The sequence below is a fragment of the Haemophilus influenzae genome, assembly GCF_019703545.1.
Classification (GTDB): Bacteria; Pseudomonadota; Gammaproteobacteria; order Enterobacterales; family Pasteurellaceae; genus Haemophilus; species Haemophilus influenzae_E.
Genome location: NZ_AP018771.1, coordinates 1,784,363 through 1,798,620, shown reverse-complemented (window position 1 = coordinate 1,798,620; position 14,258 = coordinate 1,784,363). Strand labels below are relative to the sequence as shown.

The window sequence follows — 14,258 nt, the reverse complement described above, 5'->3', positions numbered from 1 at the left end:
TATAATAGAAAAGATATTTAGCTTCAAGATAAAAATAGCCAGAATAACTGGCCATTTTTATATCAATACCACATTTATTTTTTTAGCTTCGCAATACCTATTCCACTTGCACCATAAATAATAGCAAAGATAATACCGCTCCAACATAAAATTGCCCAAGGTAAATAAGACAATGTTGCAACACCTAATGTGCCTGCCATATATGCACCTGCGGCAGTCCATGGCAAAATAGGTTCAATAATTGTTGCGGAGTCTTCTGCTGTTCGACTTAGATTTTTTGGATGTAATCCTTTTTCTACATACGCATCTTTAAGCATTTCTCCTGGAATTAGAATAGAAATTTGCCCATTACAAGTAACCCCAATCATTGTTAGACCGCAAAGAATCGTTGTAATAATCAAAGAAAGAGTTGAATGAACAAAGGTGAGTAATTTTTGAATAATCACGGTTAATGCACCGCTCAATTGTAATACACCTGCAAATGACAATGCACAGAAACAAATTAATAGTGTTCCCATCATTGAGTTCATTCCACCACGATTCAACAAACGACTTAAATCAGAGCTAACTGAAGTATGGTGAATCATTGAGGTATCAAATCCATTAACTGCGCTATTAATCACATCAGATAGAGAGAATTTTTGAATTAAGATAGCATTAATAATTGCGATAAATGCTGATAATAACATCACTGGAATAGTCGGTTTCTTAGTAATAGATCCCCATAATACAATAGCGACTGGAATAAGTAATAGAAAGTTAAAATGATAAACTTGCTCTAACTCATGAATCATTGTATTTACTTTTTCTGGAGTCGCCACATTAGAAAAATCGTAGTTTAAACCATATACCACATAGACAGTAGCCGAAAGAATAAAAGATGGTAATGTTGTATAAAGTAAGTGAGTGATATGCTCATATAAATCTACGCCAGCAGCTGCGGATGCAATATTGGTTGTATCAGATAATGGCGATAATTTATCTCCAAAATACGCACCAGCGACCACAGCACCTGCCGTAGCAGCCAAATTGGCGTCTAATCCAATCGCAACTCCCATAAATGCCACGCCGACAGTCCCTGCTGACCCCCAAGAGGTTCCAGTACAAATGGAAACAATAGCAGTAAGGAATAAGGCGGTCACATAAAGATATTCTGGTGATATCGCTTTTAGTCCGTAGTAGATCATCATAGGAATTGTTCCTCCACTAATCCAAGTTCCAATTAATAATCCTACAGTAATTAAAATTAATAGCGCAGGCATTGTTTTAGCTATTTTTTCTGAAATGGCGTCTAAAATATCTAAATAGCAATGACCTAATTTAATAACTAAAAAACCAGCAAATACCGTTGAAATAATCATTAATGGCTCTGCTGGCAAATCAAATAAAGCATACCCAAGCCCTAACAGTAATAGCATCACAATGATTGGTGAAAAAGCTTCTAATGTTGTTGGCATTCTTGTGCGATGAGTGGTTTTCATATTAAATCTCCCTATTGTTTAATAAACAAAACCCATTTTTGATTCGATTCAATGCTTCTAATAATTTTTTTCTAGGCATAGCGACATTCATACGAAAGAAACCATCTCCCTCTTTGCCAAATTCACTCCCCAAAGATACTTTTACTCTTGATAAATTATTAATCCAATAAGCTAATTCATTTTCATTTATACTTAGCTTTTTATAGTTTATCCAAAGTAAATAAGTTCCATCACTTTCAGTAATATCTAATAATGGAATATACTCATTGAAAAATTCTTTTACTATCTTCTTATTATTCTTTATGTATTCTTTTAGATAGATTACCCAATCAGTACAATATTTATATAACGAAATAATAGCTGGTATAGAGAAATAATTTGGATTATGTATACCTAATGCCATCATTTCTTTTATAAATTTTTCTCGAATTTCTTTATTCTCAATAATTAGGTTAGCTATTTCCAATCCAGGAATATTAAAAGTTTTTGCTGGGGATAAACAGATCATTGAGTGATTTGCTACCCATTCATCTAATGATGATATTAAATAGTGGGAGTCATTTGTTAGTGTAAAGTCTGCGTGGACATCATCGGAAATGATAAATACATTATGTTTTTTAGCTAAGTTTATAATTTTAATAAGGACTTCTTTATTCCAAATCGTTCCAGTTGGATTATGAGGAGAAATTAAAACAAATACTTTAGAATGTTTAAAACATTCCTCTAATAAATGAAAATCAATATGATACTTTCTATTTTCATAAACCAAAGGACATTGATATAATTTTCTGTCATTTAATTTTATCGTGTTTAATATTGGACTATATGAAGGTGATAGAATACATATTCCATCATTTTCTTTTGTAAATGCTCGTATATAAATAGATACGGCTTGGATTATTCTTGGGCAAAATACAATTTTTTCAGAGAGAACAGAATAATGATATTGTTCGAAAATATAATCACTGATTATCTTGTAATAGTCGGCTGGTAATTCAGTATAACCATAAATTCCTAAACGATTAAATTTTTCTAATTCATCTATCATTATCTGAGGGGCTGGAATATCCATATCCGCAACAGACATTGGAATAATATCATTATCTACATTCCATTTAGCACTAAATGTATTTAGACGATCAATAATCACATCAAAATTATAAAAATTATTCATTATTCCTCCTGATGTATAAGGCAAATTTACTTTAGTCAAAGAAGAAAAGAATTAAAATTACTAAAACTACTTTATCTATTACGTTTTTTCACAACTGTGATCCACTCCACAGTTGCAAATAATCAACATAGAAAAATTAAATAACATAATTGATGAAAAGCTAGTTTTTCACAAAAATACGAAAAATTTCATCACCTAGAGAGGAAAATGTTATGACAACCTATTTCGATAAAATTGAAAAAATCTCCTTTGAGGGAGAAAAATCCACAAATCCTTTTGCTTTCAAACATTATGATGCTAATCAAGTAATTTTAGGTAAAACTATGGCTGAACATTTACGCTTAGCGGTGTGTTATTGGCATACCTTTTGCTGGAATGGGAATGATATGTTTGGGCTAGGTTCTTTGGAGCGAAGTTGGCAGAAAAATTCAAATTTGCTTGCTGGCGCAGAACAAAAAGCCGATATTGCTTTTGAGTTTTTGAATAAGTTAGGCGTGCCTTATTATTGTTTTCATGATGTTGATATTGCACCTGAAGGTAATTCAGTGCGGGAATATGTACAAAATTTTCATCATATTGTTGATATTTTAGAACGCAAACAAGAAGAAACGGGTGTAAAACTCTTATGGGGAACTGCAAATTGTTTTACTAATCCTCGTTATATGTCTGGTGCAGCAACCAATCCTAATCCTGAGGTTTTTGCTTGGGCTGCAACACAAGTGTTTAATGCGATGAATGCCACTCAACGTTTAGGTGGAGAAAATTACGTATTATGGGGTGGACGTGAGGGATATGAAACTTTATTGAATACCGATTTGAAACGTGAACGTGAACAAATTGGTCGTTTTATGCAAATGGTGGTAGAACATAAGCATAAAATTGGGTTTAAAGGTACATTATTAATTGAGCCAAAACCGCAAGAACCAACTAAACATCAATATGATTATGATGTGGCAACAGTGTATGGTTTCCTAAAACAATTTGGTTTAGAAAAAGAAATTAAAGTTAATATTGAAGCTAACCACGCGACGCTTGCTGGCCATACCTTTCAACATGAAATTGCAACAGCTTGTGCATTAGATATTTTTGGCTCAATTGATGCTAATCGTGGCGATCCACAATTAGGCTGGGATACCGACCAATTCCCAAATAGTGTTGAAGAAAACACGTTAGTTATGTATGAAATTTTAAAACATGGTGGTTTTACTACTGGAGGTTTTAATTTTGATGCGAAAATTCGCCGACAAAGTATTGATCCTTATGATTTATTTTACGCTCATATCGGTGCAATTGATGTATTGGCATTATCCTTAAAACGTGCAGCAAAAATGTTACAAGAGGAAACCTTACAAAAAATTGTTAATGAACGCTATGCAGGTTGGAATAGTGAACTTGGTCAGCATATTTTGCAAGGTAAAACTTCACTTGAAACACTTGCGCAACTAGTCCAACAAAAAGATTTAGCGCCAAAACCAGTTTCAGGTCAGCAAGAATATTTGGAAAATTTGGTAAACCAAGTTATTTATAGCTAAAAATGAAGCAAAAGTGCGGTTGTATTCCACCGCACTTTTTTATTTTAGGAGACATTATGTATATAGGAATTGATTGTGGCACACAAGGAACAAAGGCGATAGTGCTTGATTCTGTCCAAAAAAAAGTGATTGGAGTTGGTTACGCAAAACATGAATTAATTACACAATCCAATGGAAGACGTGAACAACAACCAAATTGGTGGATTGAGGCATTACAACAAGCATTACAAATTGCATTGAAACAAGCAAAAAATTCACCGCACTTTTCACCTAATTTAGTGAAGGGAATAGGCATTTCAGGACAACAACATGGACTGGTAATGTTAGATAAAAACGATCGTCCTCTATATAGGGCTAAGCTTTGGTGTGATACAGAAACCGCTACGGAAAATGATATATTGATCGAAAAATTAGGCGGACAAACAGCCGTATTTGAAAAATTAGGCATCATTTGTCAAACTGGTTACACGGCTTCAAAACTGAGTTGGTTTCGTCAAAATTATCCTGATAAATTTGCCAATATTCGCAAAATTATGCTGCCACACGATTATCTAAATTATTGGCTAACAGGAAAATTCTGCACTGAATTTGGTGATGCTTCCGGTAGTGGTTATTTCGATGTTGTGAAAAGAGAATGGAAAAGAGAAGTCTTCAAATATCTTGCGCCAGAATTAAATATGGATGAAGTGTTACCAAAATTACTTTCTGCCGAACAAAAAATCGGTGTGATTAAACCTGAAATTGCGACTTTATTTGGTTTTAATGATAATGTCATCGTCTCCACAGGTGGAGGCGATAATATGATGGGAGCAATTGGTACAGGAAATATTCGAGAAGGGATTGCTACGATGAGTCTCGGTACTTCTGGTACCTTGTATGCTTATACGCAAAAGCCATTACTTAATTTACCACCAATGATCGCAAATTTTTGTTCAAGTAATAATGGCTGGTTACCACTGGTTTGTGTAATGAATATAACCTCCTCAAATAAACAGCTAATGAATTTGCTCAATATTGATATTGAAGAATTAAATCAACTTGCTCAACAAGCACCTATTGGCGCGAATGGCATTACTATTTTGCCATTCTTTAATGGTGAAAGAGTTCCACCTTTACCCAATACAAAAGCGAGCATTTTAGGATTAGATTCAAGTAATTTCACACGAGAAAATCTTTGTCGAGCAATGATGGAAAGTGCTACTTTTACGCTTCGCTATGGCTTAGATTTATTTCGTCAAGCTGGCCTCAAAACCTCACAAATTCGCCTAATTGGAGGTGGCGCAAAAAGCTCATTTTGGCGGCAAATGATTGCTGATGTGATGAATTCTGAAGTGGTATGTTTGCAGGAAGAAGAAGCTGCTGCATTAGGAGGAGCAATTCAAACTATGTGGGCAAATGGAGAAGGAGAACTGGAATTTTTATGCGAAACCTTCATTCACTTAGATGAAAACTCAAAAGCTTATCCCAACTTATCACAGGTGAAAAATTATCAAAGTGCTTATGAGCGTTATTTAACACATTTATCACAATTATATTAAATAAAATCCCCTATACCGATAAGCTATAGGGGATTTACTCCATTAATAATTTATTTTCTATTCAACCACGCCATATATTCAGCCACGCCTTCCGCGACTGTTTTGAATGGTTTATCGTAGCCTGTTGAGCGAAGTTTAGTTAAATCTGCTTGAGTATATTCTTGATAACGAGATTTCAAATGCTCTGGGAATGGAATGGTTTCAATCTCGCCTTTTCCGTGGAATTTCACTACCGCATCAGCCACCGCACGGAAACTTTCTGCATTTCCTGTACCAAGGTTGTAAATACCCGAAATACCATTTTGCCAACACCAAATATTCACTGCAGCCACATCGCCCACATAAACAAAATCACGGCGGAATCCTTCGCTGCCTGCAAATAATTTTGGATTTTCGCCTTTTAAGATTTGGTTATTCAAGTGGAATGCCACACTCGCCATAGAACCTTTATGATTTTCACGCGGCCCGTAAACATTGAAATAACGGAAACCACATACTGGCGATTTTGCTTCTGGCAAAATGTTGCGTACATATTGATCGAACAAGAATTTAGAATAGCCATAAACATTTAATGGGCCTTCAAATTCACGTTCTTCACGGAATACTTTGGTGTCTCCATAAGTTGCTGCACTTGAGGCATAGAAAAAAGGAATTTCGCGGTCAAGGCAATAGTGCAACAACTCTTTAGAATATTCATAGTTATTGTGCATAATGTATTTGCCATCCCATTCCGTAGTCGCAGAACATGCCCCCTCGTGGAATACCGCATCAATATCGCCAAATTCGTCGCCCGCAATAATAGAAGCAATGAAATCTTCTTTATCGCAATAATCTGCAATGTCTAAATCAACTAAATTGGCAAATTTCGTGCCATCTTTTAAGTTATCGACCACTAAAATATCTTTGCTCCCTAAATCATTCAATGCTTTGACAATATTGCTGCCAATAAAACCAGCGCCGCCTGTTACGATAATCATAATTCTGTCCTCTTTAAAATAAGTCTGCGTATTGTAATAGATTTTCTACTGCTTAGCCAAAAAACTCTGCGAAAAACAACCGCACTTTTAATCCCCAATAACTCGTTAGGCCGGTCGTAACAAGATCCATTTTGCCTTTACTCAACAGCACAATTGTGGGCGTCACATTAATTTGCCATCGTTCTGCAAATTCCCCTTTAGGATCATTAACCGTAGTGAAGTGGTAGTCATGCTTACTTAAATAATCATTTACGTCCGCCTCATTGCCTGAACGTAATGCCACCGATACAACTTGATAGCCTTCGTTTGCTAAAGAATTAATTGCTGGCGAAGTATAACGACAATAACCACACCAAGTTCCCCAAAAATAAAGTAATGTGGGTTTGTTTTGATCAAGACTTTCAAGAGAGAACGTATTCCCTTGAAGATCTTGTAACGTGATTTTATTTATTTCCTCTGGCACTACAGGGCGACGAACAAAATCCAGTATGCTAGTTATCACAATAAATGTTAAAAAGAGGGATAATCCATTCTTGAGTAATTTTTTAATCTTCATTTTATTTATTCCTTATCTTGTTGAGATGATTGTAATTGAGCGTAAAACCATAGTCAAAAATAAAGAATTTTTGCTACAATAGGTAAAACATAAATAAAAGGAGGAAAATCATGACACCGAATCAACTTGCTCAATATATCGATCACACCGCACTTACCGCAGAAAAAAATGAACAAGATATTTCGACACTCTGTAATGAAGCGATTGAACACGGATTTTATTCTGTATGTATCAATTCTGCTTATATTCCACTCGCTAAAGAAAAACTTGCTGGCTCAAATGTAAAAATTTGCACCGTAGTTGGCTTCCCTTTGGGGGCGAATTTAACCTCAGTCAAAGCATTTGAAACACAAGAATCCATTAAAGCAGGTGCAGATGAAATTGATATGGTAATCAATGTAGGTTGGATAAAATCGCAAAAATGGAATGCAGTAAAACAAGATATTCAAGCGGTATTTAATGCTTGTAATGGCACGCCATTAAAAGTGATTTTAGAAACTTGTTTGCTCACTAAAGATGAAATAGTGAAAGCCTGTGAAATTTGTAAAGAAATCGGCGTGGCTTTTGTAAAAACATCAACAGGCTTCAATAAAGGCGGGGCGACTGTAGAAGATGTTGCATTGATGAAACAAACGGTCGGCAATATTGGTGTTAAAGCATCAGGTGGTGTGCGTGATACTGAAACTGCACTTGCAATGATTAAGGCGGGTGCGACTCGCATTGGTGCAAGCGCTGGCATTGCAATTATTAGCGGTACTCAAGACACTCAAAGCACTTACTAATCCTTTCACGGGTGGTATTCTTTCCACGCGTTTTTACATATTCGACAATTTCTGCAGCAAACGATCCATTGCTCGATAGCCCAAGGCCTCCGCCAAGTGCGGTTGAGAAATTTGTTGTTCTCCTTGTAGATCGGCAATGGTTCGAGAAACTTTCAAAATACGATGATAAGCCCGAACAGAAAGCCCCAGTTTATTCAGTGCTTTTTCAAGGAAAAAGGCATCTTTATCATTTAACTTGCAATCACGCTCAATCTCTTTACTGTTCAAATAAGCGTTAATTTTCCCTGCTCTTTCCATTTGAATCTCACGCACTTTTAACACTTTTTCACGAACTTGCGCGCTGGTTTCGCCACGATCACCTGTATTTTGTAAGCTGCCTTGTGGCAATAAAGGCACTTCAATAGATAAATCAAAACGATCTAAAAATGGCCCTGAAAGTCGATTCAAATAACGCATAATTTGCTGGGGTGAAGTGCGGTTATGTGTCCCAGTATAATGGCCTGTAGGGCTTGGATTCATCGCTGCCACTAATTGAAAACGAGCCGGAAATTGAATTTTGGCATTAGCACGAGAAATAATAATCTCACCACTTTCTAAAGGCTGACGTAGTGCATCTAACACTTTTCGTTCAAACTCTGGAAGTTCATCAAGAAACAGCACCCCATTTGTTGCTAAGGATATTTCGCCAGGTTTAGGGATCGTCCCACCACCAACTAAAGCTGGCATTGATGCACTATGATGTGGTGCGCGAAAAGGACGTTGCTTCCAATTATGAAAATTTAACTCGTTTTGAACTAAACTCGTTACAGATGCTGTTTCTATCGCTTCTAAATCTGTCATTTCAGGTAAAAGCCCTGTCAAACGGCTGGCTAACATGGTTTTTCCTGTACCCGGTGGGCCAAGAAAGAGCAAATTATGCTGCCCTGCTGCGGCAATGGTCAATGCTCGTTTAGCGTGCTGTTGTCCAATAATATCCGTTAAATCTAACGTATTTTTACCTGAAAAATTTACCGCACTTTCTTTCACAATTTCAGTGGCGAGTGGTAATTTTTCCTGACCGTTGAGAAATTGCACTACATCTAAAAGCGTTTGTGCAAAATAAGTATTTTGATCAGACACGAGCGAGGCTTCATTAGCATTTTGTTTCGCGATAATTAACTCTCGCTTTGACTTTTGTGCTGCAAGAATAGCGGGAATCACACCATGTACGCCACGCAATTGTCCCGTCAGCGCAAGTTCAGCCACAAATTCAAATTGCTTTAAACGGCTTGCATCAAGCTGATCCGATGCAGCTAAAATTCCGATAGCAATAGGCAAATCAAATCGCCCACCTTCTTTCGGTAAATCCGCAGGGGCGAGATTCACTGTGATACGCTTGGCTGGGTATTTAAATTGTGCATTCATCAACGCACTACGCACCCTATCTTGTGCCTCTTTCACGGTTTTTTCTGGCAAACCAACAAGTGTAAATCCTGGTTTTCCGTTGCTTAAATGCACCTCAATGGTGACTAGCGGTGCTTGCACACCCATAGAAGCACGGCTGTAAACAATAGCAAGGGACATGATAATCCTTAAAGTGCGGTAAAAATGAAGATAGTTTTTGCACTATAAAAAAAGCACGTAATGAAATCATTCATTCCGTGCTTTTTTTGCGATCTAGATCGCAAAATTCATATTTTATTCCGCAAAAAGTGGCGAAAACCAAAAATCTAATTTCGCCGCCAATTTATCAATACCAATTTTATTTTGTGCAGAAAAAGCCTCAACTTGTATATCGCCTTGAAATGGAAGAATTGCTTCACGCACCATTTTTACTTGTTTACTACGTGCACTTTGGCTCAATTTATCGGCTTTAGTTAGCAATAAAAGTACTGGTAAATCTGCAGAAACCGCCCATTCAATCATTTGTTGGTCAAGATCCTTAAGCGGATGGCGAATATCCATCAACACAACCAATCCCGCCAAACATTCTCGTTTTTGCAAATATTCGCCCAAGGATTTTTGCCATTGGATTTTCATTTGCTCTGGCACTGCGGCATAGCCATAGCCCGGTAAATCTACCAATTTACAATTAGGCTCTACTTCAAATAAGTTAATCAATTGCGTGCGCCCCGGTGTTTTTGAGGTGCGCGCTAAATTTTTTTGATTGGTTAATGCATTAAGTGCGGTCGATTTTCCTGCATTTGAACGACCCGCAAACGCAATTTCAATGCCCGTATCTTCAGGAATGGAACGAATATTCGGTGCGCTCGTTAAAAAGTGGGTTTTGTGGTAATTAAGTTTAATTTCAGACATAAGTATTCCTTTTAAAAATTGTGTTTAGAATAGCATAAATGGAAAATTTCCTGAAATTATGTCAAAATTCTCTCTGAAATTATAATCAATTAATGGCAATCCAGATGACAACAAAAACAACTTACCAATGGCCTCAATCTAAGGATATTTATCCATATCGACCAGGGCGTTTTGATGCCCCAAAACATTGGCGTTATAACTTACGTAGCTTTTTAAATCGTGGTTCAATTCGTCGCTTTGAACAATTTATCAATCAATATCCTTTTCTCGTCGATATTTTTAATACGCACTTGGATTATAGTTATCCTGTTGCTTGTCGTTTTTTAGATAAGCGTTTTAACGCATCACAACGTTTTCATGCCGTTTGTGATAACCTTTTATTTTTACCTGAAAAACTTACCGCACTTTCGATGCCGTTATGGGAAAAACCATTAAGTTTTGGCGAAGTCATTCCTGATTTTGAAATGACATTAAGCATGACAACCCATCAACCGATGGAAGGATATTGGGTCTTGGAGCTATGGCATAAACCAAGAAATGAATTAGTTTATTTGCTTACTTTTGCCAAATTAGGCGATGCGTTGCTTATTGCTGTTGTACAAGGGCCAAATTTTGAAGGCTCAAAAGAAATGGTGAAGCAACTAACCAAATTATGCCACGGTTTGCGCCCTGCCTATTTAATGGTTGAAACCATGAAATCACTCACAAAAATACTAGGCTACAATAAATTGCTGGGCATTCCACAAAAATACCAAAATAAATCTCGCTTCATCCAAAGCAAACAATACACAGTGGACTATGATGCAATTTTTGGCGAATCAGGCGGAGAATTAAAAGATTACTGGGAATTACCTTTAGAAATGGATAGAAATCTGGATGATATTCCAAGTAAAAAACGTTCCATGTATCGTAAACGTTATGCGATGCTAGATGATTTGGCTAAGGTAATTGAAGAAAAGTTAGGATTGTAAAAGTAAAAAGTGCGGTGAATTTTAACCGCACTTTTTGTTTTATAAGACTTTCAAGCAAGCCACAAAATGGCTGTTGTTTTGGCTGGTGAAAGGTGGTTTTTGTTTCGCACAATTCTCATCAGCCTTTAGACAGCGAGTACGAAATACGCAACCAGACGGTGGATTAATTGGTGAAGGCAAATCACCTTCAAGTAATTCGATGGATTTATTGCGTTCCAATTTTGGATCGGGGATCGGAACAGCAGACATTAAGGCTTTGGTATAAGGATGTTTGGTATCGTTATATACTTCCACATCGCTGCCTAATTCCATTGCATTGCCTAAATACATCACTAATACGCGGTCAGAAATATGTTTTACCACCGCTAAATCATGAGCGATAAAAATTAAGGAAAGCCCCATTTCTTTTTGCAGGGATTTCAATAAATTCACCACTTGAGCCTGAATCGACACATCTAACGCTGAAACGGGCTCATCACAAATGATCATTTTGGGCTCAATGATTAATGCACGAGCAATACCGATACGCTGACATTGACCACCAGAAAATTCATGTGGGTAGCGGTTAATCAAGTTCGGTAAAAGCCCAACTTTCAACATCATAGCTTGCACTTTTTCTTTCACTTCGGCGGCACTTAAGTGCGGTTGGTAGATCTTTAATGGCTCAGCAATGATTTCGCCAATATTCATTCGCGGATTGAGAGAGGCTAGTGGGTCTTGGAAAATCATTTGAATATCTTTACGCGTTTCTTTCCATTGTTTCGCTGATTGTTTTCGTAAATGTTTACCAAGCCACAAGATTTCCCCTTCACTCGCTTCGACTAAACCGATAATAGCGCGTGCAAGTGTGGATTTACCACAACCAGATTCACCTACTACGCCGAGAGTTTCACCTGCGTAAAGTTTAAAAGACACATCCTTCACCGCTTTTAAGGTTTGCGGTTTGGCGAAGAAAAGGGATTTATCATTTTTAATTTTAAAACTGACGCCTAAGTGATTGACTTCAAGGAGTAATTCTTTGTTGTTTGAGACTGTCATAGGTTAAATTTCTCCGCTGGTAACCAACAATTACGTAATTGACCGTGATTAAATGTAGTCAGTTTTGGCGCAATTTGGCATTGTTCGGTAGCAAATTGGCAACGAGGTGAGAATGGACAACCTTTTGGCAAATGTAATAAATTCGGTGGATTGCCAGGAATGGTTACCAGGTGTTCTTCATTGCCGTCTAAGCGAGGAATCGCATCCATTAAGCCTATGGAATAGGGATGGGTTGGATAATAGAAAATTTGTTCCGATGTGCCGTATTCCATGGTTCGTCCAGCATACATCACCATAACTTGATCGCAAATACCTGCTACCACACCTAAATCGTGAGTGATCATAATAATTGCAGTATTAAATTCACGTTTTAGTTCATTTAATAAAGTCATGATTTGTGCTTGAACGGTCACATCCAAAGCTGTTGTTGGTTCATCTGCAATGAGTAGTTTGGGACGGCATAATAAGGCCATCGCAATCATCACCCGTTGACGCATACCGCCAGAAAACTCGTGCGGATACATGCCCATGCGTTTTTTAGCTTCTGGCATTTTAACTGCGTCTAACATTTTCACGGATTCAGCAAAGGCAGTTTGTTTATCATAGCCCTTGTGCAATTGCAGCACTTCCATGAGTTGTTCACCGATTTTCATGTAAGGATTTAGCGACGTCATTGGATCTTGGAAAATCATGGAAATTTGCTCGGCGCGGATTTTATTCAATTCAGCATTCGGTAAATTAACTAATTCTTTCCCTTCAAAAATGGCAGAGCCTTCTACTTCACCGTTGGCTGCCAATAAACCCATTAAAGCAAAGGCTGTTTGTGACTTGCCTGATCCACTTTCGCCTACAATACCGAGCGTACTTCCTGCATTCAGCGTGAAGTTTAAATCATTCACTGCTGTGACGACGCCATCTGGTGTTTTGAAGCGAACGTAGAGATTTTTTACATCTAATAAAGGATTCATTATTCGCTCCTATCTATCTTTCGGATCGAGCGCATCACGCAACCCGTCACCGATAAAGTTAAAACAAAATAGGGTAAGGCAAAGGAAAAATGCCGGGAAAATTAATAACCAAGGCGACACTTCCATTTGTGCAGCACCATCACTTAAGAGTGCGCCCCAACTACTCATCGGCTCTTGTGTACCTAATCCTAAGAAGCTTAAGAATGATTCAAATAGAATGAGCCCAGGCACTTCAAGCGAGGCATAAACTGCCACTAAGCCTAATACATTCGGAATAATGTGTTTCAAAATGATTTGGCGACGAGGTACGCCACAAACGATGGCGGCTTCGACGAATTCTTTATTTTTTAGGCTGAGGGTTTGTCCGCGTACAATACGTGCAAGACCAAGCCAGGCAATGGCCCCGATAGCGATAAAAATTAAGAAAATGTTTTGGCCAAAAAGGGTCACCAACAAAATCACGAAAAACATAAATGGAAATGAGCTAAGAATTTCCAAAAAGCGCATCATCAGCATATCTGTTTTACCGCCTACATAACCGGAAATAGCCCCATAAATTGTGCCGATAGTGACGGAAATGAAAGCACCAGCAATACCGACCAATAATGAAATACGTCCACCGATAGCAGTACGTACCAACAAGTCTCGACCTGAGGCATCGGTACCGAAGAAGTGATAGCCTTCCATTGTTGGTGCGGCGCTCATCATATTCCAATCGGTATCTTCATAGGTAAATGGGAAGAACCAAGGCGCTACGGTGATAAATATAATAATAAACGCCAAAATAATCAGACTGACAACGGCCGCTTTGTTGCGGAAAAAACGGCGTTTCGCATCTTGCCATAGGCTGCGGCCTTCCAGTTGCATTTCTTCAATACGGTCAGCCACTTGTTCCACAAAATCCGCATTTTTCTGATTAATCGGCTGAGTACGATAATCTGTCATA

General features: G+C 37.6%; 13 protein-coding genes. 4 read left to right on the top strand and 9 right to left on the bottom strand.

Annotated features, from left to right (window positions below; all coding sequences use genetic code 11):
- Positions 1–74: 74 nt before the first annotated feature.
- Positions 75–1,481 carry a Na+/H+ antiporter NhaC gene (gene nhaC, locus K6J66_RS09060; RefSeq protein ID WP_038440040.1) on the bottom strand — a complete coding sequence of 469 codons (1,407 nt, stop codon included), beginning with the start codon at positions 1,479–1,481 and terminating at the stop codon, positions 75–77.
- 1 nt (position 1,482) lies between these two features.
- Complete coding sequence (locus K6J66_RS09055) at positions 1,483–2,655, bottom strand: MalY/PatB family protein (RefSeq protein WP_011272389.1); 1,173 nt, start codon at positions 2,653–2,655, stop codon at positions 1,483–1,485.
- Between the two features lie 212 nt (positions 2,656–2,867).
- On the opposite strand from K6J66_RS09055, the gene xylA reads away from it, so the two are divergent.
- Both xylA and xylB read left to right on the top strand, forming a co-directional pair.
- On the top strand, positions 2,868–4,187 hold the full coding sequence (xylA, locus tag K6J66_RS09050) for a xylose isomerase (RefSeq protein WP_005661807.1): 1,320 nt from the start codon (positions 2,868–2,870) through the stop codon (positions 4,185–4,187).
- A 56-nt stretch (positions 4,188–4,243) separates the two neighbouring features.
- Positions 4,244–5,725: a xylulokinase gene (gene xylB, locus K6J66_RS09045; protein WP_038440039.1), complete on the top strand. Its 1,482-nt coding sequence runs from the start codon at positions 4,244–4,246 to the stop codon at positions 5,723–5,725.
- A 50-nt stretch (positions 5,726–5,775) separates the two neighbouring features.
- On the opposite strand, the gene rfaD is transcribed toward xylB, so the two are convergent.
- The gene (gene rfaD / locus K6J66_RS09040) at positions 5,776–6,702 is read right to left on the bottom strand and encodes an ADP-glyceromanno-heptose 6-epimerase (protein ID WP_038440038.1); all 927 of its coding nucleotides are present in this window, start codon (positions 6,700–6,702) and stop codon (positions 5,776–5,778) included.
- A 52-nt stretch (positions 6,703–6,754) separates the two neighbouring features.
- Complete coding sequence (locus K6J66_RS09035) at positions 6,755–7,258, bottom strand: protein disulfide oxidoreductase (RefSeq protein WP_005651783.1); 504 nt, start codon at positions 7,256–7,258, stop codon at positions 6,755–6,757.
- 110 nt (positions 7,259–7,368) lie between these two features.
- Between K6J66_RS09035 and deoC the strand changes: the two genes are divergently transcribed.
- Positions 7,369–8,040: a deoxyribose-phosphate aldolase gene (deoC, locus tag K6J66_RS09030; RefSeq protein ID WP_038440034.1), complete on the top strand. Its 672-nt coding sequence runs from the start codon at positions 7,369–7,371 to the stop codon at positions 8,038–8,040.
- A gap of 33 nt (positions 8,041–8,073) precedes the next feature.
- On the opposite strand, the gene K6J66_RS09025 is transcribed toward deoC, so the two are convergent.
- Both K6J66_RS09025 and yihA read right to left on the bottom strand, forming a co-directional pair.
- Entirely contained in the window at positions 8,074–9,603 is a 1,530-nt protein-coding gene (locus tag K6J66_RS09025) for a YifB family Mg chelatase-like AAA ATPase (RefSeq protein WP_032824634.1), read from the bottom strand.
- 114 nt (positions 9,604–9,717) lie between these two features.
- On the bottom strand, positions 9,718–10,335 hold the full coding sequence (gene yihA / locus K6J66_RS09020; protein ID WP_005632793.1) for a ribosome biogenesis GTP-binding protein YihA/YsxC: 618 nt from the start codon (positions 10,333–10,335) through the stop codon (positions 9,718–9,720).
- A 104-nt stretch (positions 10,336–10,439) separates the two neighbouring features.
- On the opposite strand from yihA, the gene K6J66_RS09015 reads away from it, so the two are divergent.
- A complete protein-coding gene (locus tag K6J66_RS09015; protein ID WP_038440033.1) occupies positions 10,440–11,306 on the top strand; it encodes a VirK/YbjX family protein in 867 nt (288 codons plus the stop codon).
- Positions 11,307–11,345: 39 nt separating this feature from the next.
- On the opposite strand, the gene oppF is transcribed toward K6J66_RS09015, so the two are convergent.
- The 3 genes from oppF to oppC are packed head-to-tail and all read right to left on the bottom strand — an operon-like array spanning position 11,346 to position 14,257.
- The gene (gene oppF / locus K6J66_RS09010) at positions 11,346–12,344 is read right to left on the bottom strand and encodes a murein tripeptide/oligopeptide ABC transporter ATP binding protein OppF (RefSeq protein ID WP_005657282.1); all 999 of its coding nucleotides are present in this window, start codon (positions 12,342–12,344) and stop codon (positions 11,346–11,348) included.
- Positions 12,341–13,312, bottom strand: coding sequence for an ABC transporter ATP-binding protein (gene oppD, locus K6J66_RS09005; protein ID WP_005662746.1), 972 nt, complete (start codon positions 13,310–13,312; stop codon positions 12,341–12,343). Before oppD ends, oppF begins: the two co-directional genes overlap by 4 nt.
- 9 nt (positions 13,313–13,321) lie before the next feature.
- Positions 13,322–14,257, bottom strand: coding sequence for an oligopeptide ABC transporter permease OppC (gene oppC, locus K6J66_RS09000; RefSeq protein WP_005661282.1), 936 nt, complete (start codon positions 14,255–14,257; stop codon positions 13,322–13,324).
- Position 14,258 lies beyond the last annotated feature (1 nt).